Origin of the sequence: Helicobacter anseris (genome assembly GCF_003364335.1) — a bacterium.
GTDB classification, from domain to species: Bacteria; Campylobacterota; Campylobacteria; order Campylobacterales; family Helicobacteraceae; genus Helicobacter_H; species Helicobacter_H anseris.
In genome coordinates, this window is the sequence record NZ_NXLX01000008.1 from 1 (window position 1) to 26,841 (window position 26,841).

30 protein-coding genes and 1 pseudogene are annotated in these 26,841 nt (G+C 32.2%); all 31 read left to right on the plus strand.

Going from position 1 to position 26,841, the window contains the following annotated elements:
• The first annotated feature begins 142 nt into the window (after nucleotides 1-142).
• The 31 genes and pseudogenes from CQA57_RS04040 to CQA57_RS04190 all read left to right on the plus strand — a co-directional run bounded on the left by CQA57_RS04040 (nucleotide 143) and on the right by CQA57_RS04190 (nucleotide 26,829).
• Nucleotides 143-607 (plus strand): MaoC/PaaZ C-terminal domain-containing protein, encoded by a 465-nt coding sequence (locus CQA57_RS04040; RefSeq protein WP_115578954.1) that lies wholly within the window; start codon nucleotides 143-145, stop codon nucleotides 605-607.
• A gap of 80 nt (nucleotides 608-687) precedes the next feature.
• A complete protein-coding gene (locus tag CQA57_RS04045) occupies nucleotides 688-1,524 on the plus strand; it encodes a hypothetical protein (RefSeq protein ID WP_115578955.1) in 837 nt (278 codons plus the stop codon).
• Between the two features lie 41 nt (nucleotides 1,525-1,565).
• Nucleotides 1,566-1,796, plus strand: a complete 231-nt coding sequence (locus CQA57_RS04050; protein WP_115578956.1) for an acyl carrier protein — start codon at nucleotides 1,566-1,568, stop codon at nucleotides 1,794-1,796.
• A pseudogene (locus CQA57_RS04055) lies at nucleotides 1,780-2,189 on the plus strand (VOC family protein). The gene CQA57_RS04050 and the pseudogene CQA57_RS04055 overlap by 17 nt, the downstream one beginning before the upstream one ends.
• Entirely contained in the window at nucleotides 2,186-3,763 is a 1,578-nt protein-coding gene (locus tag CQA57_RS04060) for an HAD-IIIC family phosphatase (RefSeq protein ID WP_115578957.1), read from the plus strand. The pseudogene CQA57_RS04055 and the gene CQA57_RS04060 overlap by 4 nt, the downstream one beginning before the upstream one ends.
• Nucleotides 3,760-4,839: a beta-ketoacyl-ACP synthase III gene (locus CQA57_RS04065; RefSeq protein WP_115578958.1), complete on the plus strand. Its 1,080-nt coding sequence runs from the start codon at nucleotides 3,760-3,762 to the stop codon at nucleotides 4,837-4,839. The genes CQA57_RS04060 and CQA57_RS04065 overlap by 4 nt, the downstream gene beginning before the upstream one ends.
• Nucleotides 4,840-4,849: 10 nt before the next feature.
• A complete protein-coding gene (locus CQA57_RS04070) occupies nucleotides 4,850-5,080 on the plus strand; it encodes an acyl carrier protein (protein ID WP_115578959.1) in 231 nt (76 codons plus the stop codon).
• Nucleotides 5,077-5,835, plus strand: a complete 759-nt coding sequence (locus CQA57_RS04075; RefSeq protein ID WP_115578960.1) for an SDR family NAD(P)-dependent oxidoreductase — start codon at nucleotides 5,077-5,079, stop codon at nucleotides 5,833-5,835. Before CQA57_RS04070 ends, CQA57_RS04075 begins: the two co-directional genes overlap by 4 nt.
• The gene (locus CQA57_RS04080) at nucleotides 5,832-6,452 is read left to right on the plus strand and encodes an acyltransferase (protein ID WP_115578961.1); all 621 of its coding nucleotides are present in this window, start codon (nucleotides 5,832-5,834) and stop codon (nucleotides 6,450-6,452) included. The genes CQA57_RS04075 and CQA57_RS04080 overlap by 4 nt, the downstream gene beginning before the upstream one ends.
• A 28-nt stretch (nucleotides 6,453-6,480) precedes the next feature.
• Nucleotides 6,481-7,068 (plus strand): acyltransferase, encoded by a 588-nt coding sequence (locus tag CQA57_RS04085; RefSeq protein WP_245941853.1) that lies wholly within the window; start codon nucleotides 6,481-6,483, stop codon nucleotides 7,066-7,068.
• Nucleotides 7,069-7,088: 20 nt separating this feature from the next.
• Nucleotides 7,089-8,096 (plus strand): N-acetylneuraminate synthase, encoded by a 1,008-nt coding sequence (neuB, locus tag CQA57_RS04090; RefSeq protein WP_115578962.1) that lies wholly within the window; start codon nucleotides 7,089-7,091, stop codon nucleotides 8,094-8,096.
• A 15-nt stretch (nucleotides 8,097-8,111) separates the two neighbouring features.
• Nucleotides 8,112-8,309 carry a hypothetical protein gene (locus CQA57_RS04095; protein ID WP_115578963.1) on the plus strand — a complete coding sequence of 66 codons (198 nt, stop codon included), beginning with the start codon at nucleotides 8,112-8,114 and terminating at the stop codon, nucleotides 8,307-8,309.
• A gap of 17 nt (nucleotides 8,310-8,326) precedes the next feature.
• Nucleotides 8,327-8,836 (plus strand): class I SAM-dependent methyltransferase, encoded by a 510-nt coding sequence (locus tag CQA57_RS04100; RefSeq protein WP_245941854.1) that lies wholly within the window; start codon nucleotides 8,327-8,329, stop codon nucleotides 8,834-8,836.
• Entirely contained in the window at nucleotides 8,836-9,750 is a 915-nt protein-coding gene (locus tag CQA57_RS04105; RefSeq protein WP_115578965.1) for an NAD-dependent epimerase/dehydratase family protein, read from the plus strand. The genes CQA57_RS04100 and CQA57_RS04105 overlap by 1 nt, the downstream gene beginning before the upstream one ends.
• Nucleotides 9,747-10,874, plus strand: coding sequence for a DegT/DnrJ/EryC1/StrS family aminotransferase (locus CQA57_RS04110; protein WP_115578966.1), 1,128 nt, complete (start codon nucleotides 9,747-9,749; stop codon nucleotides 10,872-10,874). The genes CQA57_RS04105 and CQA57_RS04110 overlap by 4 nt, the downstream gene beginning before the upstream one ends.
• A 2-nt stretch (nucleotides 10,875-10,876) precedes the next feature.
• Entirely contained in the window at nucleotides 10,877-11,917 is a 1,041-nt protein-coding gene (locus tag CQA57_RS04115; protein WP_170126819.1) for an ATP-grasp domain-containing protein, read from the plus strand.
• Entirely contained in the window at nucleotides 11,917-12,573 is a 657-nt protein-coding gene (locus CQA57_RS04120) for an HAD family hydrolase (protein WP_170126820.1), read from the plus strand. Before CQA57_RS04115 ends, CQA57_RS04120 begins: the two co-directional genes overlap by 1 nt.
• A complete protein-coding gene (gene neuC / locus CQA57_RS04125) occupies nucleotides 12,570-13,736 on the plus strand; it encodes a UDP-N-acetylglucosamine 2-epimerase (protein ID WP_115578968.1) in 1,167 nt (388 codons plus the stop codon). The genes CQA57_RS04120 and neuC (CQA57_RS04125) overlap by 4 nt, the downstream gene beginning before the upstream one ends.
• Nucleotides 13,714-14,442 (plus strand): PIG-L deacetylase family protein, encoded by a 729-nt coding sequence (locus tag CQA57_RS04130; protein ID WP_115578969.1) that lies wholly within the window; start codon nucleotides 13,714-13,716, stop codon nucleotides 14,440-14,442. Before neuC (CQA57_RS04125) ends, CQA57_RS04130 begins: the two co-directional genes overlap by 23 nt.
• The gene (neuC, locus tag CQA57_RS04135; protein WP_245941855.1) at nucleotides 14,387-15,601 is read left to right on the plus strand and encodes a UDP-N-acetylglucosamine 2-epimerase; all 1,215 of its coding nucleotides are present in this window, start codon (nucleotides 14,387-14,389) and stop codon (nucleotides 15,599-15,601) included. Before CQA57_RS04130 ends, neuC (CQA57_RS04135) begins: the two co-directional genes overlap by 56 nt.
• Nucleotides 15,602-15,667: 66 nt before the next feature.
• Entirely contained in the window at nucleotides 15,668-16,717 is a 1,050-nt protein-coding gene (locus tag CQA57_RS04140) for a nucleotidyltransferase family protein (RefSeq protein WP_115579026.1), read from the plus strand.
• A 2-nt stretch (nucleotides 16,718-16,719) separates the two neighbouring features.
• Nucleotides 16,720-17,439, plus strand: coding sequence for an acylneuraminate cytidylyltransferase family protein (locus tag CQA57_RS04145; RefSeq protein ID WP_115578971.1), 720 nt, complete (start codon nucleotides 16,720-16,722; stop codon nucleotides 17,437-17,439).
• 9 nt (nucleotides 17,440-17,448) lie between these two features.
• Nucleotides 17,449-18,741: a glutamate-1-semialdehyde 2,1-aminomutase gene (locus CQA57_RS04150; RefSeq protein ID WP_115578972.1), complete on the plus strand. Its 1,293-nt coding sequence runs from the start codon at nucleotides 17,449-17,451 to the stop codon at nucleotides 18,739-18,741.
• 8 nt (nucleotides 18,742-18,749) lie between these two features.
• Complete coding sequence (locus CQA57_RS04155; RefSeq protein ID WP_115578973.1) at nucleotides 18,750-19,436, plus strand: GNAT family N-acetyltransferase; 687 nt, start codon at nucleotides 18,750-18,752, stop codon at nucleotides 19,434-19,436.
• 28 nt (nucleotides 19,437-19,464) lie between these two features.
• Nucleotides 19,465-20,232 carry a flagellin modification protein PtmA gene (ptmA, locus tag CQA57_RS04160; RefSeq protein ID WP_115578974.1) on the plus strand — a complete coding sequence of 256 codons (768 nt, stop codon included), beginning with the start codon at nucleotides 19,465-19,467 and terminating at the stop codon, nucleotides 20,230-20,232.
• Nucleotides 20,229-21,629: a hypothetical protein gene (locus CQA57_RS04165; protein WP_115578975.1), complete on the plus strand. Its 1,401-nt coding sequence runs from the start codon at nucleotides 20,229-20,231 to the stop codon at nucleotides 21,627-21,629. The genes ptmA and CQA57_RS04165 overlap by 4 nt, the downstream gene beginning before the upstream one ends.
• On the plus strand, nucleotides 21,613-23,022 hold the full coding sequence (locus CQA57_RS04170; RefSeq protein ID WP_115578976.1) for a hypothetical protein: 1,410 nt from the start codon (nucleotides 21,613-21,615) through the stop codon (nucleotides 23,020-23,022). The genes CQA57_RS04165 and CQA57_RS04170 overlap by 17 nt, the downstream gene beginning before the upstream one ends.
• Nucleotides 23,023-23,928: a glycosyltransferase gene (locus CQA57_RS04175; RefSeq protein WP_115578977.1), complete on the plus strand. Its 906-nt coding sequence runs from the start codon at nucleotides 23,023-23,025 to the stop codon at nucleotides 23,926-23,928. It begins immediately after the preceding gene.
• Entirely contained in the window at nucleotides 23,925-25,157 is a 1,233-nt protein-coding gene (locus tag CQA57_RS04180) for a glycosyltransferase (RefSeq protein ID WP_115578978.1), read from the plus strand. Before CQA57_RS04175 ends, CQA57_RS04180 begins: the two co-directional genes overlap by 4 nt.
• Nucleotides 25,154-25,855 carry a class I SAM-dependent methyltransferase gene (locus tag CQA57_RS08280; RefSeq protein WP_115578979.1) on the plus strand — a complete coding sequence of 234 codons (702 nt, stop codon included), beginning with the start codon at nucleotides 25,154-25,156 and terminating at the stop codon, nucleotides 25,853-25,855. Before CQA57_RS04180 ends, CQA57_RS08280 begins: the two co-directional genes overlap by 4 nt.
• Complete coding sequence (locus tag CQA57_RS04190) at nucleotides 25,852-26,829, plus strand: polysaccharide deacetylase family protein (protein ID WP_115578980.1); 978 nt, start codon at nucleotides 25,852-25,854, stop codon at nucleotides 26,827-26,829. The genes CQA57_RS08280 and CQA57_RS04190 overlap by 4 nt, the downstream gene beginning before the upstream one ends.
• Nucleotides 26,830-26,841 lie beyond the last annotated feature (12 nt).

The following is a 26,841-nucleotide window of genomic DNA, read 5'->3' on the forward strand; positions in this document are numbered from 1 at the left end:
AATCCGATCATTTTGTAAAGGAAAAATAGAAAATTACAAAATACCCTCAAAAGTAGTTGTAGTAGAATCTCTTGAAATTAGTGAGAGATTTAAGAAAAAGCGGTTATAATTCACCAAATCATTTAAATCAGAGGTTTAAAAAATGCAACAAATAAAAATCCCTGATAAGCATCTAAAAATCTTTGCTAAATTAAGTGGGGATTTCAATCCTATTCATCTTGATAAGACTTATGCTTCAAAATCAATTTTTAAAACTAAAATTATTTATGGTATTTTTCAAGTTTTTCTTGCTCTTGAAAAATTTCTAACAACAAACAAATCTCCTATACATCTATTAAAAATTTCAGCAAATTTTTTAACCCCCATACTTCATGGAGATAAATTTTATATACAAATAGATCAATCTCATAATAATGTAACATGCAACATATATCTTTCCAATCAGAACAAACCTGTCAGTAATATACATTTTTATTTTAAAAATAGTAAAAAACTGTTGGGATATAGAAAAAATTCTCATTTTCTTAATAAACAACCAATGGAGATAAATGAACTTTTACAGGGGGGGGGGGGGCTACAGAACTATTTTTCAATCCAGAGTTACTAAGAATAATTTTTCCAAATTGCCATAGAAAACTTGATAATTTTAGCACTGCAACCCTCCTAGCAATAACTAGAATAGTTGGTATGCAATGTCCTGGGCTAAATAGCATTTTTTCTTCTATGGAATTAGAATTTCCTCCATCCTATCCAAAGCCTATAAAGACATTATTTTATGATTTTAAAATACATCCTATTTTAAATTGCGCAAATATTTCAATCAACAACTTGCTAAAAGGAAAAATCAAAGCCTTTATTAGGCCAAAACCTATTGAAAATATAAAAACCAACACTCTACTCTTTAAATACCCATCCTTAAAAAAAGAGTTGCCATTCAAACATCAGCGCGCATTAGTCATTGGCGCAAGTAATGGGCTAGGTAATACTTGTTCAAAACTTTTGTCTATAGGTGGTGCAAGTGTTTTAGCAAGCTTTAACAATACTAAAGTTTTAGAAAGAGACTCTAATATCCATTTTTTTCAATACAATGCACTTAACCCAACAAAAGAGATGCTAACAACAATTGTAAATTTTTCACCAACGCATCTTTATTATTTTTCAACACCTAAAATTCAATCCATAAAAAACCCATATATCCAAGAAGAAAATTTACAAGATTTTATAAATCATTATATCTTTGGTTTAAACAAAATTTTAAAATTAAATATCATATCCCTAACAACAATCTTTTGTCCCTCTACTGCTTTTATAGAAACTCGTCCTCAAGACTTTAAAGAATACATCTTAGCAAAAAGCCTTTTAGAATCTTTTCTCTCCTTTTTATCACAACAATACATATGCATATATCCAAGAATAGAAAAAACCCTTACAAATCAAACTTTAGAAATCACAAAACAAAATCTACCGACCACAGATGAAGTCATCCTAAAAGAAATTCTTACCTTAAAAGCTAAAAATATGTGATAACATTCTAATTTCAATAGCATAAAAAGGATGTTAAAATTATGAAACAAAAGGTATATGAGATACTCAGTAAGATTTTAAAAACCAAAGTTGATGATACTACTTCAGTCTCTATGCAAAATTCTCAAGAATGGTCTTCAATTGTGCATATAGATATCATTATGAGTTTAGAAGAAGAATTTGATATTTTGTTTGCTGAAAATGATTTGGCTTCCCTAACATCGCAAGAATCCATCATAGCAAAAGTAGAAGAACTTGCTAAAGCTCAATAATCCCATCCATCATATCGGTGTTGCAACACAAAGTATTGACGTTGAATTTCCATTGTTTCAAAAACTTGGTTTTACATTAGAAGATGAGTTTATTGATGAAAATCAAGGAGTTAGAGGCTTATTTATCAAAAACCAATCCTATCGTCTAGAACTCCTAGAAAATCTCGATGACAAAGGACCTCTTTGCAACTATTTAAAAAATAATACAAAAATGTATCATATTGCCTATGAAACACAAGATATTTATAAGGATTTAGAAATACTAAGAAAGCGTGACATTCAGGGGGGGGGGGCATTATTGTGAAACCGGTTATGCCTGCTACATATTTCAAAAGACTTTGTTTTGTTATGATGAAAAATTATATGCTAATTGAACTTGTGGAGAAAAAATGAACATATTTTCAAATAACCTTAAGCGTACAGAAATATTAGATGCTAAAGATAAAATAAATCCATCTATTTTAAAACAAATTAAAATAAATATACATAGAAATCATGCCTTTGAACCCATAGAGAGTATTATTGCTCCTTTTTTAGCCTTTAGTAAAATATGGGCAAGATTCTTAATTGGATCTTATGATGATAGTCTTAGTTTTGACAATTTTCAAAAAAGTGATTTAGAAATTATATGGCTTGATCTTTCACGCTATAAAAACAACCCTACAGAGCATATCAACAAACAACTAAAATACCTAAAAAATCTAACAACAGATCCTATACTCATAATATTTATGGACTTAGAAATCAAACATCTAGTAGAGTTATCAGAATCAAACTTGAAAGTCATTAAACTTTCTGATTTTTTAACATCAAATGATCTTGATGATTCAAAATCAAGCATTACAGGAACCAGACTTAGCAATAAAGCTTGCATAAAAATAGCCCAAATGCTTGGATTAAAACATATTCCATCTTTACTTCTTCCTACACTAAAAGCCATTGTGCTAGATCTAGATAACACGCTATATCAAGGTATAATTGGCGAAGATGGTATAGAAAATATCAAGCTTACACAAGAGCATATAAAATTGCAAGAAAAAATTTTGGAATATAAAAAGCAAGGCTTTCTTTTGGCAATTGCCTCAAAAAATGAAGAAGAGGATGCTAAAAAACTTTTTGAAACAAGAAAGGATTTTATTCTTAAATGGGATGATTTTGATATCAAAAAAATCAATTGGGATCCAAAAGCCGAGAATATTAAATCCATAGCACAAATTTTTAACATAGGATTAGATTCTATACTTTTTATCGATGATAATATCGCAGAAATAGAATCTGTTAAAATCTTAGATATAAAAACAATCCTTGCCACATCTCCAAAAGAAGTTCTAGAGATTTTAAATCTTTTCCCACAAATGCAAAAAAACAATATCTTAAAAGAAGATCTTATCCGTTCACAAGATATCCAAGCAAACCAAATTCGAAAAAGTATTAAAAATCTCTCTCAGGAAGAATATTTTAAAAATTTAAAAATTACTTTGGACTTTTCTATCGACAATAAAGAACATATACAAAGAATTACAGAGCTACTTAATAAAACCAATCAATTTATTTCAAACTATACACGCCCAAGTCCTGAACAAGTCAATCAATGGTTTATTGATAAAACCATAGCAATAGTGACCATATCTATGGGTGATAAATTAAGTGATAGTGGCATTATTGCTATTTTTATTGGAAAACAGCATAAAGAAAAAATTGAAATTATAGATTTATGTATCAGTTGCAGAGCACTAGGCAGAAAACTTGAAGAAATCATGTTTTTTTATGCTATCAAACTAATAAGCAAAAAACTATCACTCCCATATGATGAATTTGATGTCTTTTTTCAAAATGGTGAAAGAAATGGTCCATTTTTAGAATTTTTGAGTAAAATAAGCCATCAGAAAAATATCAATCCTCCTTTTGTCACAATCAAGCCTAAAGAAATAAAGCTTGAGGGATTATGTATCAAGGAAAATGCATGAGAACTTCTTTTGAAAATGTCCAAATTAGTGGTATATCTGTCGTAGTGCCTTCTCATAAAATTAATATAGACGATGAACTTCATACAATCTATAATGGAGATATCCAAGCCCTTAAGAGAATTAAAAAAGTTATTGGTTTGCAAAGTCGCCATATTGCGAAAGACAATACAACTGCTAGCGATTTGGCTATTATGGCTATTTCTAGCTTGTTGCGCGATATGCATATTGATGTTAAAAATATAGATGCAATCATCATGGTTACACAAACTCCAGATTATTTCTTGCCAGCCACTGCGTGTTATATCCATGGAAAACTAAACTTTCCTGTCTCCACAATCGCTATGGATATCAATCAAGCCTGTGCTGGATATCTCTATGGACTATATATTGCTCATTCCTTAATAGAAAATGGTGGATGTAAAAAAGTTCTTTTAATCTGTGGAGATACCCTGAGTAAATATATAAATCCTCTAGATTCTAATCTCGCCCCTATTATTGGCGATGGTGTTAGTGCAACTCTTTTAGAATCACAAGAAAAAAAGCAAGAAAAAAGTTTTTTTGACTTAGGAACAGAAGGAAAAAAATTCTATCAACTTATTATTCCAGAAGGTGCATCAAGAATACCTGATCCACAAATCATACCAGAACCAAAAATATGGGAAACTTCAGAAAAAAGAAATCTAAGACAACTTTATATGGATGGATCAGAAATTTTTAATTTTGCAATCATGCAAGAACCAAAAGCTTTTTTAGAAATGCTTGATTATGCACAACAAGATAAAGATTCTTTAGATTTTGCTTTCTTTCATCAAGCAAATAAATATATCGTTGATAATATAACAAGACGCTTAAAGTTAGATCCTACTAAAGTACCTAACGCCACAACAAATAAATATGGAAATCTCAGTGGATGCTCAATTCCTGCAACAATCTGTGATACACTCAATACACAAGAAAACTCTTTAACAAAAAATCTAAGAGTTTCTCTTGCTGGTTTTGGAGCTGGTTTAAGTTGGGGGAATGCTATAATAACTCTCAATCAAAATTTTTATTGCAGAAATGTTCAATTCTATTAAAGGAGTTTATATGACACAACAAGAATTATTACTTCAAATCCAAGATGCATTACAAAGAGATGAGGCACTGGAACTTTCCACAAAGTTAAATGAAATTGAAGAATGGGATAGCCTTGCTATCGTATCAATGATTAGTTTATATGATACACTTTTTCATTTAAGCGTAACTGGAAATGAACTTAGAAACTGTAAAAGTGTTCAAGATTTAGTAGATATAGTAAAAGACAAACTTTCAAAATGAAAATAGATTTTTTTTCCAAACGATTTCTTATTACTGGTGCTAGCAGTGGAATGGGAGCACATATTGCTCTCACATTAAATACTCTTGGTGCAGAAATCATTGCTATAGCTAGAGATGAGCAAAAACTTTTAAAACAAAAATCATTTGCAAAGAATAAAGACCTTTTTCATATCTTACAAAAAGATATTTCAGAAATAAATAGTTTGGATAAATGGGCTCTAGAAATTACCAAACAATATGGCAGTTTTGATGGGGCGGTGCTATCTGCTGGTATCCAGCAGATAGCACCGATTTCATCGGTGCTGTCTGTAGAATCCGCGATCCCACTTTTTAATACAAACTATTTTGGGAATCTGCAAATTATTAAGGGATTAATTGATAGAAGAGCAAAAAGCAATAAAAATGCTAGCTTTGTATTTTTGAGCTCAAACTCAAGTGTCAAAGCACAAAAAGGCTTAACAAACTATGCCGCCACAAAAGGTGCAATAAATACGGCTATTAAATCTATAGCATTGGAGATTGCTCCATTATCATATCGTATCAATGCCATCTCTCCAGGTTTTGTCATGACAGAAATGATAGAAGATTGGAGCAAAGTCTATGACTCTACATATATTGAAAATATTAAAAAAGAATATCCTCTAGGAATAGGAAAAGTTGAAGATATTACTCCACTGATATGCTTTCTACTCTCTGAATATTCACATTGGATTACAGGACAAAATATAGTCATAGATGGTGGAGCAAGCCTGTGAAAGACTTTTTTCTCTCACAATACAATGAAGGGTTTTATACTCAAGATGAATTGAAACAAATTGGATTTGCATCTATTGGGAAAAATGTCCTTATTTCTAGGCTAGCTAGAATCTATGGAGCTTCAAATATCTCTATTGGAAACAATGTAAGAATTGATGATTTTGTAATTTTAAGTGGCAAAATAGAAATAGGAAGTTTTGTGCATATTGGAGCTTCTAGCAATATAACAGGTTCAGATGCTGGGATAGTAATTAAAGATTTTTGTGGAATTAGCAATCATGTCAAAGTACTAGCCATAACAGATGATTATAGCGGAGTAAGTATGACAAACCCATGTATTCCAGAGCAATATAAAAATAATTATAAGAAAAAAATTATTCTAGAAAAGCACTGTATCATTGGCTCTAGTAGTCTTATCTTGCCAGATGCTTATCTTGCAGAAGGGGTTGCTATCGGTGCTATGAGTATGGTAATAAGAAAAACAAACCCTTGGGGTATTTACTTTGGTATCCCAGCAAAAAGAATCAAAGAAAGACAAAAAGAGATACTCAAACTCGAGAAAGATTTTCTAGAAAACTTTATAAATAATCAGGGGGGGGGGATAAGCGCAAAATAATCTCCATAATCCCACAAAGGATTGCATCGTGAATACCCTAATGCAATCTCAATACAATGAAGGATTTTATACTCAAGAAGAGTTAAAAAATCTAGGTTTTGCCTCAATTGGTAAAGGGGTGCTAATATCAAAACTGACGAGAATCTATGGAGCTTCAAATATCTCTATTGGAAACAATGTGAGAATTGATGATTTTGTAATTTTAAGTGGCAAAATAGAAATAGGAAGTTTTGTGCATATTGGAGCTTTTGCTTCAATCACAGGAGGAAAAGCAGGAGTAAAAATTGGAGATTTTTGTGGAATGAGCTCGCAATCCAAAATATTTGCCGTAAGTGATGACTTTATCAATGGTTATCTTGTAGGACCTTGTGTGCCGATGCAATTCAGAAATGTGATAGAAAAACCAGTAATACTTACAAAACACTGCCACATTGGTAGTCACAGTTTGGTATTGCCTGGAAGTATCTTTTTGTTAGGTGCTTGTCTTGGACCAATGAGTCTAAATATGGGAAGAAAATTAAAAGAATGGAGTTACTATATAGGAAATCCTGCAAAAAAAGTGTATGATATCGATAAAAAAAAGATTACTGATCTGGAAATAAAACTAGAATATTAGATTTCTTAAGGATTATTAAAATGCAAAGAACCCTTATTATAGCTGAAGCTGGTGTTAATCATAACGGAGATTTAAATCTAGCAAAAAGACTTATAGAAGTTGCAAAAGAATCTGGTGCTGATATCATAAAGTTTCAAACAGGAAAGCCAGAAAATGTCATTAGTCGGTTTGCTCCAAAAGCTCAATATCAGATAGAAAATACAAAAAATTCTCAAGAAAATCAATTAGAAATGGTTAAAAAACTTGCTCTTAGAGATGATGATTGGACAACGCTCATTCAGCACTGCAAAAAAGTAGGAATCGAATTTCTCTCTACACCATTTGATTTTGAAAGCATTGAGCTGCTTGACAAACTTGGAATACAAACTTTCAAAATCCCAAGTGGAGAGATTACAAATCTCCCCTATCTTAGAAAAATTGGAAAGTTTAATAAAAACATCATCCTCTCCACAGGGATGTCAAACCTTGGAGAGATAGAGACGGCAATCTCTATCCTCACTGATGCAGGGACAAAACGAGAAAATATCACTATCTTGCATTGCAATACAGAATACCCTACCCCTATGCAAGATGTCAATCTCAAAGCTATGCAAACCATTGCCAATGCCTTTCATCTCCCTGTGGGTTATTCTGATCACACTCAAGGGATTCATATCCCCATCGCAGCCGTGGCAATGGGTGCAAAAGTGATAGAAAAGCACTTCACACTTGATAAAAATATGGATGGACCAGATCACAAGGCAAGTCTCGAACCTCATGAGCTCAAAGAGATGATTCGATGCATCAGAGAGATTGAGGTCGCACTTGGCAATGGTATCAAGCAAGAGAGTGAAAGTGAGAAAAAAAATAAACCAATCGCAAGAAAATCCATTGTCGCAAATAGAGTCATCAAAGCAGGTGAAGTTTTTAGCGAAGAAAATCTCTATGTCAAGCGTCCAGCAAATGGACTTTCTCCAATGGAATGGGATAATGTCATTGGAAAAATTGCAAAAAGAGATTTTGTTGAAGATGAAATTATTATATTGTAAAAATAAGGAGTAAAAATGGAAGACATTAAAAAACAATATTGGGAAGAGAGTTATAAAAGGCAAGAGAATTATATGTTTTACCCAAAAGAAGAGACTGTAAAATTTCTCAATCGCTTTATCCGCAAAAAAATAGGTTTTAATTCATATGGAGAATTCCTTATAGGGGGGGGGGGGCAGATAAAATTAGAGGTCTTGATTTCGGATGTGGAATAGGAAGAATCACGGCTTTGATGTGTGAATTTGGAATAGATGCCCATGGGATTGATATATCAGAAAATGCAATTTCTGAAGCAAAAAATGTGCTAGAACTTGCAGGTTTCAATACTTCAATAGTATCTATATACGATGGACAAAACATTCCTTTTAATAATAATTTTTTTGATTTTACCATCAGTGAGGGGGTAATAGATTCTCTACCATTTTCATTGGCCAAAAAACTATTAAAAGAAATAGAAAGAGTTACTAAGAAATTTTTCTATTTTAGTCTAATTAGTTCTTCTAGCGTTTCTCTTTTTAATTCTAATTCTTATCAAAAAGATGGAGAATTTAATGGAGAATTTGTAGTACAAGAAAAGCACGAGTTTGGCACAATACAGAGCTTTTATAATATGAAAAAAATAAAAGAATTAATCAAAGAAACAAAATTTCAAATAGTTTGGGGAGAGCTTATAGAAAATCATGATATTTTTACAAAGTATTCTCATGGAAGATATCATTTAGTATTGGAGAAAATAACTTAATGCAAACTATCCTTGTTACGGGTGCTACAGGTTTTTTAGGGACAGAGGTATGCAAACACCTTCTCTCCCTTGGATATCAAGTTATAGGAGTAGGAAGAAAAAAATATGGTTTTCTCCCACAAGAGGTTATTAATCATCCAAGCTTTTATTTTAAGCAACTTGAACTTAAAAATTTAGATGAAAAAACTTTTCAAAATTTTGACATAGACTCTTGCATTCATCTCGCTTCTATGGTAGAATACGCAAGTCATGATTATCATGATTATCATGATTACACGATTACACCAACTCTCAATCTCTTAAAATTAGCAAAGAGTAACAAACTACAGAAGATTATCTACTCCTCAACCTTTAGTGTTTTAGCAAACTCTCCTTCACTCATCACAAGCGAAGAAACTCCTGTCAATCCAAACACCAACTATGGATTAAGTAAATATATTTGTGAAAAATTATTAGAAATCGAATGTCTCAAAAACCCTTCCCTTTCTTGTATTGTTTTAAGATTCCCAGCAATCTATGGTGTAAATCATTTAGGAGGAATTATTCATACTCTCAAAGAGGAAATCATCAATAACAATCCTATTGAACTTTATGGGGAAGGTAAATACAAAAGAAATGTTCTTTATGTTCAAGATGCTGTAAATGCCATTATCTCTACTCTTCATTATGAAAAAAAAGGCTATGAGCTTTTTGGAATTGGGGCAAAAGAAAGCCTATCAGTTTTAGAAATTGCACAAAAACTCAAAGCATTACTAGATTCTCAATCAGAAATTATCCTAAGTCCAAAAAAATCCCCCAACAACTTTGACACGCAAATTGACACAACAAAGGCTCAAAAAATGCTAAACTTTACCCCACAAGATATTGTTGAGGGATTAAAAAAATATACGCAAGAGATTAAGGAGATTAGATGAGATATACCACAGCCTTTCCCCATTTCCCTCAAGAAGAAATCGATTGGATTTTGGAAGAAACTCGGCTTATTTTAAATGGAGAGAAGATGCTCTCTATGGGAGAAAATGTCAAGAAGTTTGAGCAGGATTTTGCCAAGTATTGTGGCAGATTATACGGTATCGCTACCAATTCTTGCACTTCTGCTCTTGATACCGTATTGCGCTCTCTTAATCTATCAGAATCTGATGAAGTGATTGTCCCTACGCAAACCTTTTTTGCCAATCTCTCTAGCATTGTCAATTCTAGGGCAAAACCAATTTTTTGCGATACTGATGAAAATTTTTTAATGAGCCTTGATGATCTAAAGAATAAAATCACACCACAAACCAAAGCCGTAGTGATTGTGCATTTCTCAGGAGCAATCTCTCAAGATATTTTCAAAATCAAAGAACTTTGTCTTCAACACAAGATTAAACTTATTGAAGATTGTGCCCACGCCCATGGTGCATATGCCATAGATTCTAGTGGAAAAATTTTCAAGGCTGGTTCTATTGGTGATTTTGCTTGTTTTTCTTTTTTTTCAACAAAAATTATAACAACAGGAGAGGGTGGGATGATTGTCTGTGATGATGAAGCACAGGCTCTTATTTTTCGCTCTATTGCAAATCGTGGATTAAATCCTCTTAAAAAAGTCGAAGAGTTTAACCACTATGGCGAAAATTTTCGTTTATCAGAGTTTAATGCCACGCTTGGATTAAGCCAATTACGTTGTCTTGAAGATTTTGTTACACATCGCAACCATATCGCCCAAATCTACAAAACAGAATTAGAGCCCTTAAAAGAATTATTACGCTTTCAAGATGTTGCTGAGGGTTATCGACACTCTTATTGGAGATTTATTGTCTTTCTTAAAAAACACAAACCTCAAGAGGTTGTCAAAAAACTAGCCCAAAAAGGAATTTGTGCTGATGCCCCCTACTCTCCCTTGCTTCATCAGCAACCAATTCTAGCTTATCAAGCGCTATGTCCAAAAGCCGAAGAGCTATCAAAAACTCACATCTCCCTGCCAATGCACTTAAAAATTACATCGCAAGATGCAAAAGTGATAGCAAATCATCTCAAAACCATATTACAGGAGAACTAGTAGTGAAAAAATTAAGAATTTTAATCACAACAATTGGTGGATTAACAAGTTCAGATCTTATCTATGCTCTTAGAAAAAACAAAGAGCGTGAAGTAGAGCTTTTTGGATTAGATGCGTTTGAATGGGCAGTATGCAAAACTATGGTAGATCATTTTTGTATATGCCCTAATAGCACTGAAGATGAAGAGATTTTTGCTAATTTTGTAAATAACTATGCTAGACAAAATGCTATTGACATCATCATTCCTTGTGGTAATGAGGATAATCTCGCTCTTGCAAAATATAAAGAAAAGTTCCAAACTCCTATTTTAGTGGGAAGCTATAATTCACTCATCAAAGCATACGACAAAGGTGCCGTGTATGATTTTTTAAGAGATCGCCTACCCCAACATGCCCCTAAGTTTAAAATAGTGAAAAACCTTCAAGAGTTTCAAGAAGCTCTTGCTTTTTTAAATTTTCCTCAAAATAAAATTGTCATTAAACCTCGTTTTGGTAGAGGAGGAAGAGGGGTTTATATCATTGGAAATTGTTTTAATTTTGATAATTTTTTCCATAAAAAGCCCGAGAATGAAGTCGATATCAAGACAATAGAGGCAATACTCAAACAACAAGAAAATTTTGAAGAGCTCATTGTAATGGAATATCTTACTTCACCCTTTCTCAGTGCATACTCCCTCTGTTATCAAGGCAAAAATATTCTTACACTTAAACACATTAGAGAATGGGGGAATGCTTCGCAAACTTACAGAGGGCTTGTATCTTACGACGAAGATATGGAAAAACTCTGCTCTAAAGTAATAGAAATTTTCAATCTAACTTATACCAACAATATGGAACTTGCCTTTAATCAGAATGGAAATATTGTATTATTTGATCTTAATCCACGCATTGGTGCAAGCAGTGCAATTGACACAGACATTGGCTTCAATTTCCCTTATCTTGCCATCAAACTTCTTCTTCAAGAAGAAATTAAGATTAACAAAGAACTTCTGCCAACCCAATCAAGATTCTTACGATATTTTTCATACTTATGGCTAAAATAATGGGCATAAAAGGTTTTATCCTTGATTTAGACAATACACTCTATGATGAAAATCAATATCTTTATAATGTTTTTTTGGATTTTTGGACAAAATACTTCTTTACTCAAGAAAATTTTGAAGATATTTGCACTCAAACTCTCAGTGATGAAACTCGTCTGCACTCCAAAGATATTTTTAGAACCTTTCTTGAACTCACACCTCTTGGATACGCTCAAAATTATCATGATGAGCTTTTTTCTATTTACGCAAGTATTCAATGTAAGCTTAGTCTTTATGAGGATGCACAAGAATTTTTAGATTTTTTAAAACAGCAAGACTATCAAATAGCCATTCTCACAAATGGTCCAATCCAAGCTCAAAAAAATAAAATAAATAATTTAAAAATCACAGGTATTCCTATTTTTTATGCTCGAGAAGATGGGATAGAATACGAAAAACCTCATCCAAAAGCTTTTTTAAAAGTTTTAAATCATTTTAGACTTTCTCCAAAAGACTGTTGTATGATAGGAGATAATCCATATACTGATATAGAAGGAGCAGATAAAGCAAGAATTCTGCCAATTCTTTTAAAAAGAGGCTACGCAAAAAATGTACAAAATCACATTCAATGTGATACCATTTCAAATTTTAAAGTATTAAAGGATTTAATAAAATGAGAAAAGTTTTAGCAGTTACAGGAATTAGAAGTGAATATGATATACTTTATCCCATTCTTAAAGAGTTTGAGAAACAAGGATTTGAAGTATGCGTTGCCGTTTGTAATGCACACTTAAGTGATGCTCAAAATAATACTTACAAGAAGATTGAAAAAGATGGCTTTAGGATTGCGGATAAGATTGATTGTCTGCTTAGCACAGATCGCCTAACTCAAAGAAGCAAGGGGGTAGGGTTGCTTATTGCAGGATTGACGCAAACCGCAGAAAGAGAAAAACCTGATTTTTTACTTGTTGTGGGAGATAGAGAAGAGAGCATTGCAACATGCGTAGTGGGAAATTATATGGATATTCTAACTATTCACCTAGGTGGTGGGGATCCTGTGTACGGAAATTCTGATGATCCTATCCGATTTGCTTGCTCTAAACTTGCTCATATTCATTGTGCAACAGCTGATGAATATGCAAAAAATCTCCTTAAAATTGGTGAAGATAATTGGAGAATTCTCAATTCTGGCAATCCTTCTTATGTCAATATTGCTAATATTCCACAAAAGACAAGAGAAGAATTATCAGGATTTTTAAATTTTGATATTGTTTCAAAAGATTACATAACTCTACTCAAACATCCACTAAGCTCTGAAGTTGAAGAATCTGGAGAGCAAATGCGTCTTGCAATCCAATCTTGCACAGAATTTGCCCAAACACATAATCTTCAAGTGGTAGGAATTTATCCAAATACAGATCCAGGAAGCTACAAAATTATTGAAGAAATAAAAAAAGGGGAGGAACTTTATCCAAATCTCAAGTTTTTCAAAACACTTCCTAGAGAAGTCTTTATCAACATCATTAGAAACACTCTTACCCTTGCAGGAAACTCAAGCATGGGAATCTTAGAGGCTCCTTTTTATAAGCTTCCTGTTGTCAATATCGGAAACCGACAAAAAGGTAGGCTTAATGCAGGAAATGTTGAATTTGTGGATTACAATAAATCTCATATCATCCAAGCATTACAAAAAGCTTGTTTTAATCAAAACTATCGTGCAAAGATCCAAGAACTTAAGAATCCTTATGGCGATGAAACCTCTTGCAAAAAAATCGTTGATTTTATAAAACAAATTGATACACAAGATAGGAGATGGTATGTCAAAACAAAATTGTGTTAAGCGAGTTATAGTTATTTCCACTCATCCTGATGATGAAACCCTAGGTGCAGGTGGAACACTACTCAAACATATTGCCAATGGTGATGAAGTGCATTGTGTCTTTTGCACTGATATCTTAGAAGAAGAAGGATTTTCCAAAGAAGCAATCGCTACAAGAGAAGAGGAAATCAAGCAAGTTACTAACTCCTATGGTTTTACCTCTACTCATCGTTTAGGATTAAAGACAATGAGGGTTGATGAATATACCAAAAGTAATTTAGTAACAAGATTCTCAAAAATTTTTCAACAAATACAGCCAAATATCCTCTATCTTCCTTTCTGTGATGATGCCCATAGTGATCATCGATATATCTTTGAAGCTGTATTTTCTTGCACCAAATCCTTTCGATATCCAAGCATTGAAAGAGTGCTAATGATGGAAACTTTAAGTGAAACAGAATTTGCTCCAAGTCTTCCTCACAAAAGCTTTATCCCCAATGTTTTTGTAGATATCACAGATTTTATAGACAAAAAATGTAAAATTATGCAAATCTACAAAAGCGAGGTTGCTCCACCACCCTTCCCTAGATCACTAGAAAATATCAAAGCTCTAGCACTCTATCGTGGAAGCACTATGGGATGTACCACATTAAATGGGGGGGGGGGTATAGATGATGTTTCTCCAAAATACGCCGAAAGTTTTATGCTCCTCAAGGAAAAATGGTAGAAAAATCTGTATTATCACAGGCACAAGAGCAGAATGGGGATTACTCTGTCACCTTGCCAAAGAAATTAGCTCTGACCCCCTACTAGAACTACAGATTATTGCAACAGGAATGCATCTTAGTCCTGAGTTTGGGCTTACCTACAAAGAAATTGAAAAAGAATTTGCAATCAATAAAAAAATAGAAATTATTCTTAGTGCTGATACTCCCACCTCAATTTGTAAGAGTATGGGATTAGCTCAGATTCTTATTGCTGATGCATATGAAGAACTTTCTCCTGATATTGTCGTAGTGCTAGGAGATAGATATGAGATTTTTGCTTGTGTAGCAAGTGCAATGATATGCAGAATCCCTGTGGCACATATCGCAGGGGGAGAGAAGACTGAGGGAGCATTTGATGATTCTCTTAGACATTGTATAAGCAAAATGAGTGTTTTGCACTTCACTGGGACTCAAGAATACGCCAATCGTGTCATACAACTCGGAGAGAATCCCTCAAGAGTATTTAATGTGGGAGGTTTTGGAATTGATAACATAAAAAACCTTCCCCTACTCTCTAAAAGTAATTTAGAGAAAGAATTAAATTTTGGTTTTAGAGATTACAATTTCTTAATTACCTTTCATCCTGTGACGCTAGAGAATTGCACAGCAAAAGCACAATTTGGAGCATTACTTGAAGCATTGCTAGAATTTGCTCAAGATAAAAATGTAGGAATGATTTTTACAAAAGCAAATTCTGATACTGATGGAAGAATTATCAATTCAATGATTGATGATTTTGTTGCAAATCATCATAATGCAATTGCTTTTACTTCTATGGGACAATTACGATATTTAAGCACTATGCAATATGTCGATGGAGCAGTAGGAAATAGCTCGAGTGGATTAGCAGAAGCACCAAGCTTTAAGATAGGGACAATCAACATTGGAGATAGACAAAAAGGAAGAAACAAAGCTTCAAGCGTGATTGACTGCTTACCACAAAAAGAAGATATCCTTAAAGCTTTTAAAAAGCTTTTCTCACCTAGTTTTCAAGCCAAACTTCCTAGCACTATCAATCCCTATGGAGAGGGAGGAAGCGCTAAGAAAACAAAAGAAATACTCAAAGAGATTGATTTAAATCAAATTATAAAGAAAGAATTTTGGGATATAAAGAAATAATAAATTTGTAAAAATTACAAATTTATTATTATAATTAGGTACAGATTATCTAGAAGGACAATGCCTTTGCAAGTTTTAAAAAAGATTACGATAACACAAGATTTTTCCATACTAGAAACACTAAAAATTTTTGGCACATATGACGGACTAAGACTCTTAATAGTAAATGATCTTAACAATAATTTTATTGGAATTATTACTGAACCAGATATTCGAAGAGGATTACTTAGTGGCTTAAAACTCGATGATAATATTTCTTCCATTATCAATAAAAATCCCATTATTGCAAATATTAAAGACTCTAAAGAATATCTACTTTCACTTGCAAGCCAGCACAATATTCACGAAATACCTCTTATGGATAATAACGGCAAAATTACTCAAATTATCTCCATTTCTTCATTATTAAAAACAAAACATTACCAAAATAATATTGTTATTATGGCAGGAGGATTAGGTACAAGACTTAAACCTCTCACAGACACACTTCCCAAGCCTATGTTAAAAGTGGGAAGCAAACCCATCTTACAAATCATCCTTGAACGGTTCAAGCAACAAGGTTTTAGAAATATCACTCTTTGTGTAAATTATAAATCTCATATTATTGAAGAATATTTTGAAGATGGTTCAAAGTTTGGCTTAAATATCAATTATGTTAAAGAAGAAAAAAGAATGGGGACAGCAGGAGCCTTAAGCCTTATAAAAAATATAGGGGAACATCCTTTTTTTGTAATGAATGGAGACATATTAACAGAAATTGATTTTTCAAAGATGCTAGAGTATCACCAAGATCAAAAATCTGATATTACAATGGGAATCAGAGAGTTTCACTATCAAGTCCCTTATGGCGTTGTTCAAACAGACAAGAAGGGTGGTATTGTTTCCATTACAGAAAAACCTAACTTGAATTTTAATGTAAGTGCTGGTATTTATCTTTTAAATCCATCAGTAATACATCTAATACCACAAGATACTTTTTTTGATATGCCAAATCTTTTTAACAAGATTTTATGTGAAAAAAGATATAATACCTCAACATATTTGGTCACGGACTATTGGATTGATATAGGAAGACATGAAGAATATAATAAAGCAAACAGTGATATAGAGGAGTAGGATTGTATCAAAATAAAACTTTTTTAGCCATTATACCTGCAAGAAGTGGAAGCAAGGGATTGCCGAACAAGAATATTAAAAATCTATGTGGAAAGCCACTTATGGCTTGGTCAATAGAAGCAGGTTTGCAATCAAAATATATTGATGAGGTAGTTGTAAGTACAGACTCTGAAGAATATGCAAAAATTGCGAGAGAACATGGGGCGCAAGTCCCATTTTTACGTCCTATGGAATTAAGTTTAGACACTAGCACCACCTTTGATAGCATTAAACACACCATCGATTTTTATAAAAACCAATTAAACAAAACCTTTGACTATATTGTTTTACTTGAACCAACAAGCCCATTAAGAGAGGTAAAGGATATTGATCAAGCAATTGAAATACTATTTTTAAATCAAAATACTGAAGCAATCGTTGGTATCTGCAAAACAGAATCACAAAATCCTGCTTTCTTAATCAATCTAACGCATACAAATACCATAGAGGGATATACTAATAAAAATTTTAAACCAATACGAAGACAAGAAATTGAAGATGTGTATTTTTTTGAGGGTACAATATATATCAGCAAAACAGAAATACTTCTTCAAAAACAAAATTTTTATCATCATAAAACCATGGGGTATATAGTTCCAAAATGGAAGAGTCTAGAAGTTGACGATGAAGATGATTTTCTCATGATTGAGACAATGATGAAAAAGCATATTCTAAAAAACTAAGGAGAATAAATGACATATCAAGACAGACTACTAAAAGCCATTCCTGGTGGTGCACATACATATTCTAGAGGATATGATCAATATCCAGATAATGCCCCTCAAATTCTCAAAAGAGGTGAAGGTGCATATGTATATGATCCTGATGAAAACGAATATCTAGATTATGGAATGGCTCTTCGTGCCGTGTGTTTAGGGTATTCTAATAAGGAGGTAAATCAAGCAGCTATACAGCAGATTGAATATGGAGATAATCTCACACGCCCATCGCTTATCGAATTAGAAGCCGCAGAAACTTTAATCAAAGCAATAGATTCTGTTGATATGGTTAAATTTACAAAAAATGGCTCCACTGCTACTAGTGCTGCTGTGAAACTATCTAGAGCCTACACAGGTAGAACACTGGTAGCAAGATGTTTAGAACATCCATTCTTTAGCTATGATGACTGGTTTATTGGAAGTACTGTAGTCACTAGAGGTGTTCCTCAAAATATCCAAAACGATACTCTAACTTTTAACTATAACAACATCCAATCCTTAGAAGAGCTATTTGAAAAATACCCCAATCAAATCGCCTGTGTTATTTTAGAACCAGCGAATTTTGAACATCCGAAAGATAATTTTTTGCACAATGTTAGGGATCTATGTACTAAAAATGGTGCAATAATGATACTTGATGAAATGATCACTGGTTTTAGATGGCATATTAAGGGGGCTCAACATTATTATGGCATTACTCCTGATCTTTGTACTTTTGGAAAAGCAATGGCAAATGGATTTTCCGTAGCAGCAGTTGCAGGAAAAAGAGAAATTATGGAATTAGGTAGCATAGAGTTTGAGGGAAGGGAAAGAGTTTTCTTGCTTTCAACAACGCATGGAGCAGAAATGGGACCCCTTGGTGCTTTTGTAAAAACATATGAAATTCTAAAGCGCGAAAATGTAGTAGATTATTGCTGGGAATATGGAAAAAAACTTAAAAATTCTATCAATCAAATATCAAAAGATTTAGGGCTAGAAAAAAACTTTATTATAGATGGTATAGATTGCCAACCCTTCTTCCTTACTTTTGATTCTCAAGGTAAAAGTAGCATGGAATTCAGAACCCTCTTTTTACAAGAAATGCTTAGGCATAAGGTTTTATTTCCTTGTATTTGCATGTCATATGCACATCAAGAAAAAGAATTTCAAAGAACACTTGATGCTACAGCAAAAAGTTTGGAAATTTACAAAAAAGCTCTAAATCGGGGTATAAATCAGTATTTACATGGAAATATTGTCAAACCTGTTTTTAGAAAATATAATTAAGGAATTTCATGGAACTTGACATTTTTATCGAGGGTGAAACCATTGATCTAAGAATTCCTACATTGGAGTTTGCAGAAAAATCAGATTGGTATAAATGGTTTAATAATCCTCATACCACTCGATATCTAGAACATGGAATACTTCCTAACACAAGAGAGAAACAGGTAAATTTTTTCTTACAAGAACGAAATAGACGACTTCTCCTAATCATAACAAACAAACAAGGAATGGCAATTGGTACAACAACTATAACAAATATTGATTATAAGAACTCTTCTGCGGGATTAGCAATTGTAACATCCAATATTTTTAGAACAAATCCTTTAGAACCCCTTGAGGCTATTGCAAGAATTACAGAACATACATTTGTTAACATAGGTGTTAAAAGAATTATTGCTAATCAGCATATTGGGCTTATTCCTTGGAGTCATAGAATGTCTCTATTAGGATATAAATTGGAAGGTATTAGAAAAAATGCCTTTATTAAAGGAAATGAAATTGCTGATATTCTCGAAATTACTTGTCACTATGAAAATTATCTAAGAATTATAGAAAATCGTGGGGGTGGTCTATGGGATTCTCAAGAAAAAATGCTTCAAAGAGTAAAAGCATTACCAAAAACCCCTATCCATAAAAAACTTCAGGATTTTTTCAAGGAAAATGAAAAATATTATAATGACATTTTTTCGTTATAATTTTTGAAATTTTTTTTAAGGAAAAAGAGTGTTAAAAGACAAAGTGGTTATAGTTACTGGTGGAGCTGGTCTAATTGGAAAAAAGTTTTGTCAAGAGATTATAAGACAAAATGGTATTGCTGTGATAGCTGATATCTCTGAAGAAATGGCAGGTAATGTTATACAAAAGATAGATTCAAAAGGTTTGAACTCGTTTTTTGTAAAATTGGATGTTACTTCAAAAGATAGTATTCAAGAGGCTATCAAAATTATTCATGAAAAATATGGCAAAATTGATGCTCTTGTCAATAATGCCTACCCTAGAACTAAAAAATGGGGAAAAAATAACTTTTATAACTTTGATTTTGAAGATTTTTGTGAAAATATGAAATTGCAACTTGGTGGATATGTCCTCACAAGTCAGCAATTTGCACTTTATTTCAAAAATCAAGGATTTGGCAATATTATTTCTATATCTTCCATTATGGGGGTTTATGCTCCAAAATTTGAAAATTATGAGGGAACAGAAATGCACAGCCCACTAGAATACTCTGTCATCAAGGCTGGTGTAAATCATATGACAAGATGGATGGCAAAATATCTTGCTAATACAGGCATAAGGACAAATACCATAGCTCCTGGTGGTATTTTTGATAATCAACCTCAAAGCTTCCTAGAAAAATATCGCAAATGTTGCACAAGTAAAGGAATGCTAGATTCTGAGGATATTAGCGGAACTTTGATTTATCTACTAAGTGATATGAGCAAATATGTCAATGGACAAACTATTATTGTCGATGATGGATGGGGATTGTGAAAAAAAATATTTTCATACTCGATTGCTCTGAAAACGGTATTTTTAAGAATTTTATCAAAAATGCCCATTTCAATGTCATTGGCTGCATTGTTTTTAACAAAAATGAGAAAGAATATTGTTTGCAACATGGAATTAAATATGTTTTTACCTCAGAAGAAATAGATTTTTTATCAGAGCTTGATTTATTTAATTTTTCTCTAATTGAAGATTACCGTCCCACGCAAAGAAAAGTTGAATTTGGTATGATGAGAAGCCTTAATAGTAATATGCTTATTGCAAATAAATACTACAATGCACTCTGCTTATTTGAAAAAATTTTTAAAGATAATAAAATAGATTGCATTTTTACCAATTGCATACCTCATGGATATATACCAGAAACGATTCTTTTAGATATGGGAAGAAAGTATCAAATTCCCACATATTGCATTTTTCCAGTCACCATGCAATATTCTTGTATTATTAGGTATGACACAAAAAAGAATGTCCAAGTATCCAATCCTATAGCCAAAGAAGAAGTCACACAAGATGTTTTTAATAAAAATAAAAATTCATATCAAGTCGAAAATATCAACCATAAACTTCCTAAAAGAATTCAAAAGATTTTTCACAATATTGGTGGTCAAATCACAATCGATATCTTATCTTGTCTCAAGCGTTTAAACCCTCGTATCCAAATGGGATTTTATCAAACACGACTCATAGAAAAAATATACTCATTATACAGACTTGGAGAGATGAAAAGATTTTATAAAAAAAACTCTGTTATTCCTGATTATACTCAAAAATATATTTTTTATGCTATACATTTTGAACCAGAAGCCGCAACTGGTGTAATCTGTGATTTACAAAATCAATTAACCATTATTCAGTTATTGGCAAAAAGTCTTCCTGATGGATGGTTACTCTATATCAAGGATCATCCACATCAGTATAATATCAACAACATTCTTGATCATTATTATCTAACTAATATTCATTTTTTTAAAGATAGGGATTTTTATGAAGAAGTATTAAAAATAAAAAATGTTCGCCTTATTACACTGCAAACACAATCTGAAGATCTATTACAACATGCACAAGCTGTTGCTACTATCAATGGTAGCATTATTCTAGAAAGTGTTACAAAAAATAAGGCTTGCATTACTTTTGATAATTATCTTATGCCCATCACTCAATCCAAACTATTTTCAAATATACATGTCTTTCAAAATCTCCAAAGATTAAAGGAATATTTTACATCAAGCAAATACCAACAAAAAATGTCTAATGAAGAGATTGACAGCGGCATTGAAAAGTTAAGATATTACTATTTCAATCACCATATTATGGGGGGGGGGGATTTAACTATAATGGAAACCATAATCAAAGATCTTAAAAATGAAAGCAATGCATAAAAACATCATCCTTTTGGATAGAGATGGAAAATCTCTTGAATATATTCTTAAAAACAGAAATGATCAAATCATAGTTTTAGTATGCGAGCAAAAAGAAAATATCAAACTCCTTATTGAAAAATATTCAGATAGAATACAGCATATTATTGATTATGAAAAGCTTTTAGATATTCAAAATGTTGAAAACATCGATTATGAAATCATACAAAAAATGAAATTTGCTCAAATAGATGTAGAAACCATGCTTCATCGTATTATGTTAAATAATCCTTTAGCAAAAGACATCTACCATCAACATTTGTCTTTTTTTATAGAAATTTTTAAGAAAAATAAGATTGATTTACTAATTTCATCCGAACCAAATCTCACCTCTCCCAATCACCATATCCCATTCTCTCTATGTACATTCTTAGGAATTCCATGCTATTCTATTGGCAATTACCACTATACAGCCACTGCTTTAGCAAATCATAACTATCCAGAAAAAAGACTTCACATACCCTATATACAAGGCACAGCATGCACAAATGCACAAGATATTATTTTTTATAATCTAAAAACATCAAATAAAACCAAGAAAAAAACTCTAAAAAGAATAATTAAAGATATGTGTCTCAAAATAGGAGGAGAAATGCTTACTCAATTTTTGGTATGCATTTCAAGATTTAGCTTTTTACAAAATAGGCTAGGTATTCCTTATTCTTACTGGGATAAATTTTATTATTTTTTAAAATACAAACAACTTAAAAAATTTTATGACAAACACTCAATACAACCAGATCTACAGGAAAAATACATCTACTATAGTATTCATTTTGAACCAGAAGCTGCAATCATTGGAAAGACAATTTTAGAAAGTCAGATTACTATCGTAAAAATGTTATCAAGAGCACTCCCAAAGGGCTGGAAACTCTATGTCAAGGAACACCCTCATCAATTCATGCTAAATAATGAAATAATGCATTATTTCATCAATAATTTAGATTTTTTTAAAAATATTAGCTTTTACAAGGAGATTATGAAACTAGAAAATGTTACCTTAGTATCTCTTAAAGTTTCATCAAAAGAACTCCTCCAAAATGCTGAAGCTATAGCTACTTTTGGAGGAACCATTAGCCTAGAATCTGCTTGTTATAATATTCCTGCAATCTTATTTAATCCGCTTGTAAGTGTTTATGGGGTTCTTGATAATACACTTCATGTAACTTCCTATGACCAACTTCAAGAAGCAATAAAAAAAATAAGTGTCAATTTCCTAAAAGATAAAAAGGTTGATATTTCAAAAATAAATCAATATCTTGCTAACCCCAATGATAAAAATTTCTATTCAAATCTCCTTGCTACAATTGAAGAACATGCAAAAACTATCCAGCCAACAGGCGAAAAACTCTAGATGAATTCTTTAGCTCCAATTATTTTATTTGTCTATAATCGCCCCTCTCATACACAACAAACCATCGAGGCATTGCTCAAAAATCCCCTAGCTAAAGAAAGTGAGTTTTTTATCTATTCTGATGCACCCAAAAGTCAAGAAGCTCAAGAAAAAGTCCAAGGGGTTAGAGAATATATCCGTAGCATTACTGGATTTAAAAATATCACAATCATCGAGCGTGAGAGAAATTTTGGATTAGCAGACAATATCATTGATGGAGTAACCACAATTATCAACCAATACAATAAGGTCATCGTGTTAGAAGATGATATCGTAGTCTCTCCTGTCTTTCTAAACTACATGAATGATGCACTCAATAAATATGAAAGCGAAAAAAAAGTATGGAATATTTCTGCATGGAATTATCCATTAGATCCAAATCCCATAAAAGACGATACTTTTTTTTGGAGAATTCCACATTGCTGGGGATGGGCAACCTGGAAGGATCGTTGGCAATACTTCAAAAGAGATATTGCATGGGTTGAAAATAATTTTTCTAAAGATGATATTTATGAAATCAGCTTGCATCATACTTCAGATTATTGGGAACATTTTCTTTTTAATAAAAAACAAAAGAAAAAAACTTGGGCTATTTTTTGGTATCTGATAGCTTATAAACACCAAGCATTGACGCTAATGCCAAAAATTTCTTTTATCAAACAAATCGGTTTTGATTCTAGTGGAACAAACTGTTCTTCAGATGACCCCTTGCAAAGTGATGTAGTATCAAATATCCTACCATCAAATTATCCTTCTGAAATTATTGAGAGTATGGAAGCCCTTCATGGTATTATGGACTTTCATAAAAAACATCGCAGAAATATCTTTCAAAAAATAACCTCACGGCTCAAAAGGTTCTTTTCTTGAAAATCTTACATCTTGTAAGTCAAGATAATGGTGGTGCTGGTAGGGCTGCTATCAGATTACATCTAGCATTATTAAAACAAGGTATTGATTCTCAAGTAATGGTTCAAAACAAAACCCAAGACCTCCCCACAATTCATAGCCTAACACAAACAAAAACACAAAAGTTTTTTATTCCTTTTAAAAAAGCCTTAGATCAGCTTCCATCAATGCTGTATAAAAATAGACATAATGATATTTTTTCATCAACCTTCTTTCCAAGCAATAAAAATCTTTTAAGAAAAATCAATGAGATTAACCCTGATATTATCCATTTACACTGGATAAATTCTGGCTTTATCTATCCAAGCGACTTAACACATTTTAATAGACCGATCATTTGGAGTCTTCATGATGCAAATCCTTATACTGGAGGATGTCATGTTGTTTATAATAATTGTGATAAATTTAAAACCCTATGCTACTCTTGCCCTTTTCTTGCGTCAAACTTTAAATATGATATTAGTTTTTTAAATTTCAAAAAGAAGCAAAAAGCTTACAATGCTTTAAAGCTCACTGTGAATGGACTTTCTTCTTGGATTGCCTCTGAAGCAAAAGCCTCGGCACTCTTTAAAAACAAAAACATTATCAATATTCCAAATCCCATCGACACAGATATTTTTCGACCTATAAAAAAAGATATTGCTAGAAAAATTCTAAACCTAAATTGTAAAGACAAAATATTGATAGGTTTTGGAGCAATTTCTGGAACACAAATAAAACGCAAAGGCTATTTACAATTAAAAGAAGCCTTAGAAATGCTTCCAAACAAACATCTTTATACACTTATAGTTTTTGGCTCAAGTGATGGGGAAAAAATTGCTGGTATTGATACAATATTTATGGGGCATTTATATGACGATACTACACTTACCCTACTCTATAATTCTCTTGATATTTTCATCACACCAAGTCTTGCAGAAAACCTGAGCAATACTATCATGGAATCCCTCTCATGTGGGGTACCTGTGGTTGCATTTGATATAGGAGGGAATGTAGATATGATTATCCATAAAACAAATGGTTATCTTGCAAGAGATGTATCAGATTTATCCTATGGTATATGCTGGGCACTAAAAAATCTACCTTATTTATCCCAAAATGCAAGAGAAATGGTTATAGAAAGATTTAGCTATAATGTAGTTGCCAAAAGATACATCGCACAATACCAATATATTTTGGAGAATCTATGAAAATTAAGAAAATAATCAAAAAAATAATATTTTTCTTTAAAAGGCTATTCCTACCAACATTACAGAGACAGATTGATTCAAAATCCCTTACACCGATTTCATCAAAATTTGGATTTGATTTTGGAACTCCTATAGATCGTGTTTATACAAATGACTTCCTTGCCAAAAATTCTCATCATATTAAAGGTATTGTGTGTGAAATCGCAGAGAATACCTATACTAGAGAGTTTGGTAAAAATGTTGTAAAATCAGAAATTCTTCATGTGGATCCCAATTTCTCAACAGCAACCATTATCGGAGACCTAACAAATCACAAAATCCTACCTAAAAATTATCTAGACTGCTTTATTGCTACTGTAACATTAAATTTTATTTATGATTATAAAAAAGCAATACAAGGTATTCATCAAATGCTTAAGGGGGGGGGGGTTGCATTGATTAGTGTTGCTGGATTACTACAAATAAGTCGTTATGATTATGAACGATGGGGAGACTACTGGAGATTTACAGATATGGGGATAAAACAAGTTTTTGAAGAAATCTTTGGGAATGAAGTTGAGTGCCATACTTATGGTAATATTTATTCGGCGATGGCAAGCCTTCAAGGAATGCCAGCAGAAAAACTTACAAATGAAGAATTATTTTTTCATGATCCAGACTATCAAATACTCATTACACTTGTTGCCAAAAAACAATGAAACAAACAATTAAAAATATTCTCTCAAACCTGCCTTATATCAAATCCTACTTTCATGGTGATGCAATCATTTTAATGCTACATCGCATTGCACCTCTTGATAATAAAAAGTTACCAGAAAACGAAAAGTTAAAAGTAGATCCCAAAGCCCTTGAAAACTTTATCATTGAAGCAAAAAACAATGGCTATAACTTCTTATCACTTGATGAACTGTATCAAAAACTTATAGATGGCACATTTTTAAACAAAAAAAATTTAGTTATTACCATAGATGATGGATATAAAGATAATTACACATATGGTTTTCCTATTTTTAAAAAATACCAGATTCCATTTTGCATCTATTTATGCACAGGTTTTCTTGAGAATCCAAATATGTGGTGGTTTTCAATAGAAGATTTTTTGCTAAAAAATTCTAGTATTTCACTCCATACAAAAAAAATTGATATTTCCAATATAAAGCAAAAATCCGAAGTTTTTTTAAATATTAGAAATGAAGTTTTAAATAAACTTGATAATCTACATAACGCAAAAGAAATTTTAAATATTTTTGGCATAAAACATTGTGAAAAGGACTATAAAAGCCTAGCATTAACAATAGAGGAAATACAAGAAATGTGCCAGTATAAAGGCTTTACATTAGGCTGTCATACACACACACACCCTGTTTTTAATAATCTTTCTTTTGAAGAGCTAAGAGATGACATAAAAAAATCACTAAATATCATTCATGAAACTTTTGGAAAAACACCCAAACATTTTTGTTTCCCATTTGGAGGAAAAGGAGAAATCAATAAAACATATTGTGATTTTATCAAAGAGTTTAATTTCAAAACAGCAGTTACTACACGAAATGGCACAATATACAAAACACATAAAAATTATATGCATGTTTTACCAAGAATCTTTGTACATAGTGATTTTAAACTCAAAGACTTAATAAAAATTCGCAAGAAAAAAATAATATCTTATTAAATAAGGAGTAAT

Excerpts from the sequence above, each read along its gene's own strand:
- CQA57_RS04120 (WP_170126820.1), top strand. The coding sequence starts at position 11,917 with ATGGGCATAAAAGGTTTTATCCTTGATTTAGACAATACACTCTATGAT.
- neuC (WP_245941855.1), top strand. The coding sequence starts at position 14,387 with ATGATGTTTCTCCAAAATACGCCGAAAGTTTTATGCTCCTCAAGGAAA.
- CQA57_RS04045 (WP_115578955.1), top strand. The coding sequence starts at position 688 with ATGCAATGTCCTGGGCTAAATAGCATTTTTTCTTCTATGGAATTAGAA.
- CQA57_RS04100 (WP_245941854.1), top strand. The coding sequence starts at position 8,327 with ATGTGTGAATTTGGAATAGATGCCCATGGGATTGATATATCAGAAAAT.
- CQA57_RS04040 (WP_115578954.1), top strand. The coding sequence starts at position 143 with ATGCAACAAATAAAAATCCCTGATAAGCATCTAAAAATCTTTGCTAAA.
- CQA57_RS04095 (WP_115578963.1), top strand. The coding sequence starts at position 8,112 with ATGGAAGACATTAAAAAACAATATTGGGAAGAGAGTTATAAAAGGCAA.
- CQA57_RS04070 (WP_115578959.1), top strand. The coding sequence starts at position 4,850 with ATGACACAACAAGAATTATTACTTCAAATCCAAGATGCATTACAAAGA.
- CQA57_RS04130 (WP_115578969.1), top strand. The coding sequence starts at position 13,714 with ATGTCAAAACAAAATTGTGTTAAGCGAGTTATAGTTATTTCCACTCAT.
- CQA57_RS04190 (WP_115578980.1), top strand. The coding sequence starts at position 25,852 with ATGAAACAAACAATTAAAAATATTCTCTCAAACCTGCCTTATATCAAA.
- neuB (WP_115578962.1), top strand. The coding sequence starts at position 7,089 with ATGCAAAGAACCCTTATTATAGCTGAAGCTGGTGTTAATCATAACGGA.
- CQA57_RS04175 (WP_115578977.1), top strand. The coding sequence starts at position 23,023 with ATGAATTCTTTAGCTCCAATTATTTTATTTGTCTATAATCGCCCCTCT.
- neuC (WP_115578968.1), top strand. The coding sequence starts at position 12,570 with ATGAGAAAAGTTTTAGCAGTTACAGGAATTAGAAGTGAATATGATATA.
- CQA57_RS08280 (WP_115578979.1), top strand. The coding sequence starts at position 25,154 with ATGAAAATTAAGAAAATAATCAAAAAAATAATATTTTTCTTTAAAAGG.
- CQA57_RS04065 (WP_115578958.1), top strand. The coding sequence starts at position 3,760 with ATGAGAACTTCTTTTGAAAATGTCCAAATTAGTGGTATATCTGTCGTA.
- CQA57_RS04150 (WP_115578972.1), top strand. The coding sequence starts at position 17,449 with ATGACATATCAAGACAGACTACTAAAAGCCATTCCTGGTGGTGCACAT.
- CQA57_RS04060 (WP_115578957.1), top strand. The coding sequence starts at position 2,186 with ATGAACATATTTTCAAATAACCTTAAGCGTACAGAAATATTAGATGCT.
- CQA57_RS04110 (WP_115578966.1), top strand. The coding sequence starts at position 9,747 with ATGAGATATACCACAGCCTTTCCCCATTTCCCTCAAGAAGAAATCGAT.
- CQA57_RS04155 (WP_115578973.1), top strand. The coding sequence starts at position 18,750 with ATGGAACTTGACATTTTTATCGAGGGTGAAACCATTGATCTAAGAATT.
- CQA57_RS04075 (WP_115578960.1), top strand. The coding sequence starts at position 5,077 with ATGAAAATAGATTTTTTTTCCAAACGATTTCTTATTACTGGTGCTAGC.
- CQA57_RS04050 (WP_115578956.1), top strand. The coding sequence starts at position 1,566 with ATGAAACAAAAGGTATATGAGATACTCAGTAAGATTTTAAAAACCAAA.
- CQA57_RS04105 (WP_115578965.1), top strand. The coding sequence starts at position 8,836 with ATGCAAACTATCCTTGTTACGGGTGCTACAGGTTTTTTAGGGACAGAG.
- CQA57_RS04170 (WP_115578976.1), top strand. The coding sequence starts at position 21,613 with ATGAAAGCAATGCATAAAAACATCATCCTTTTGGATAGAGATGGAAAA.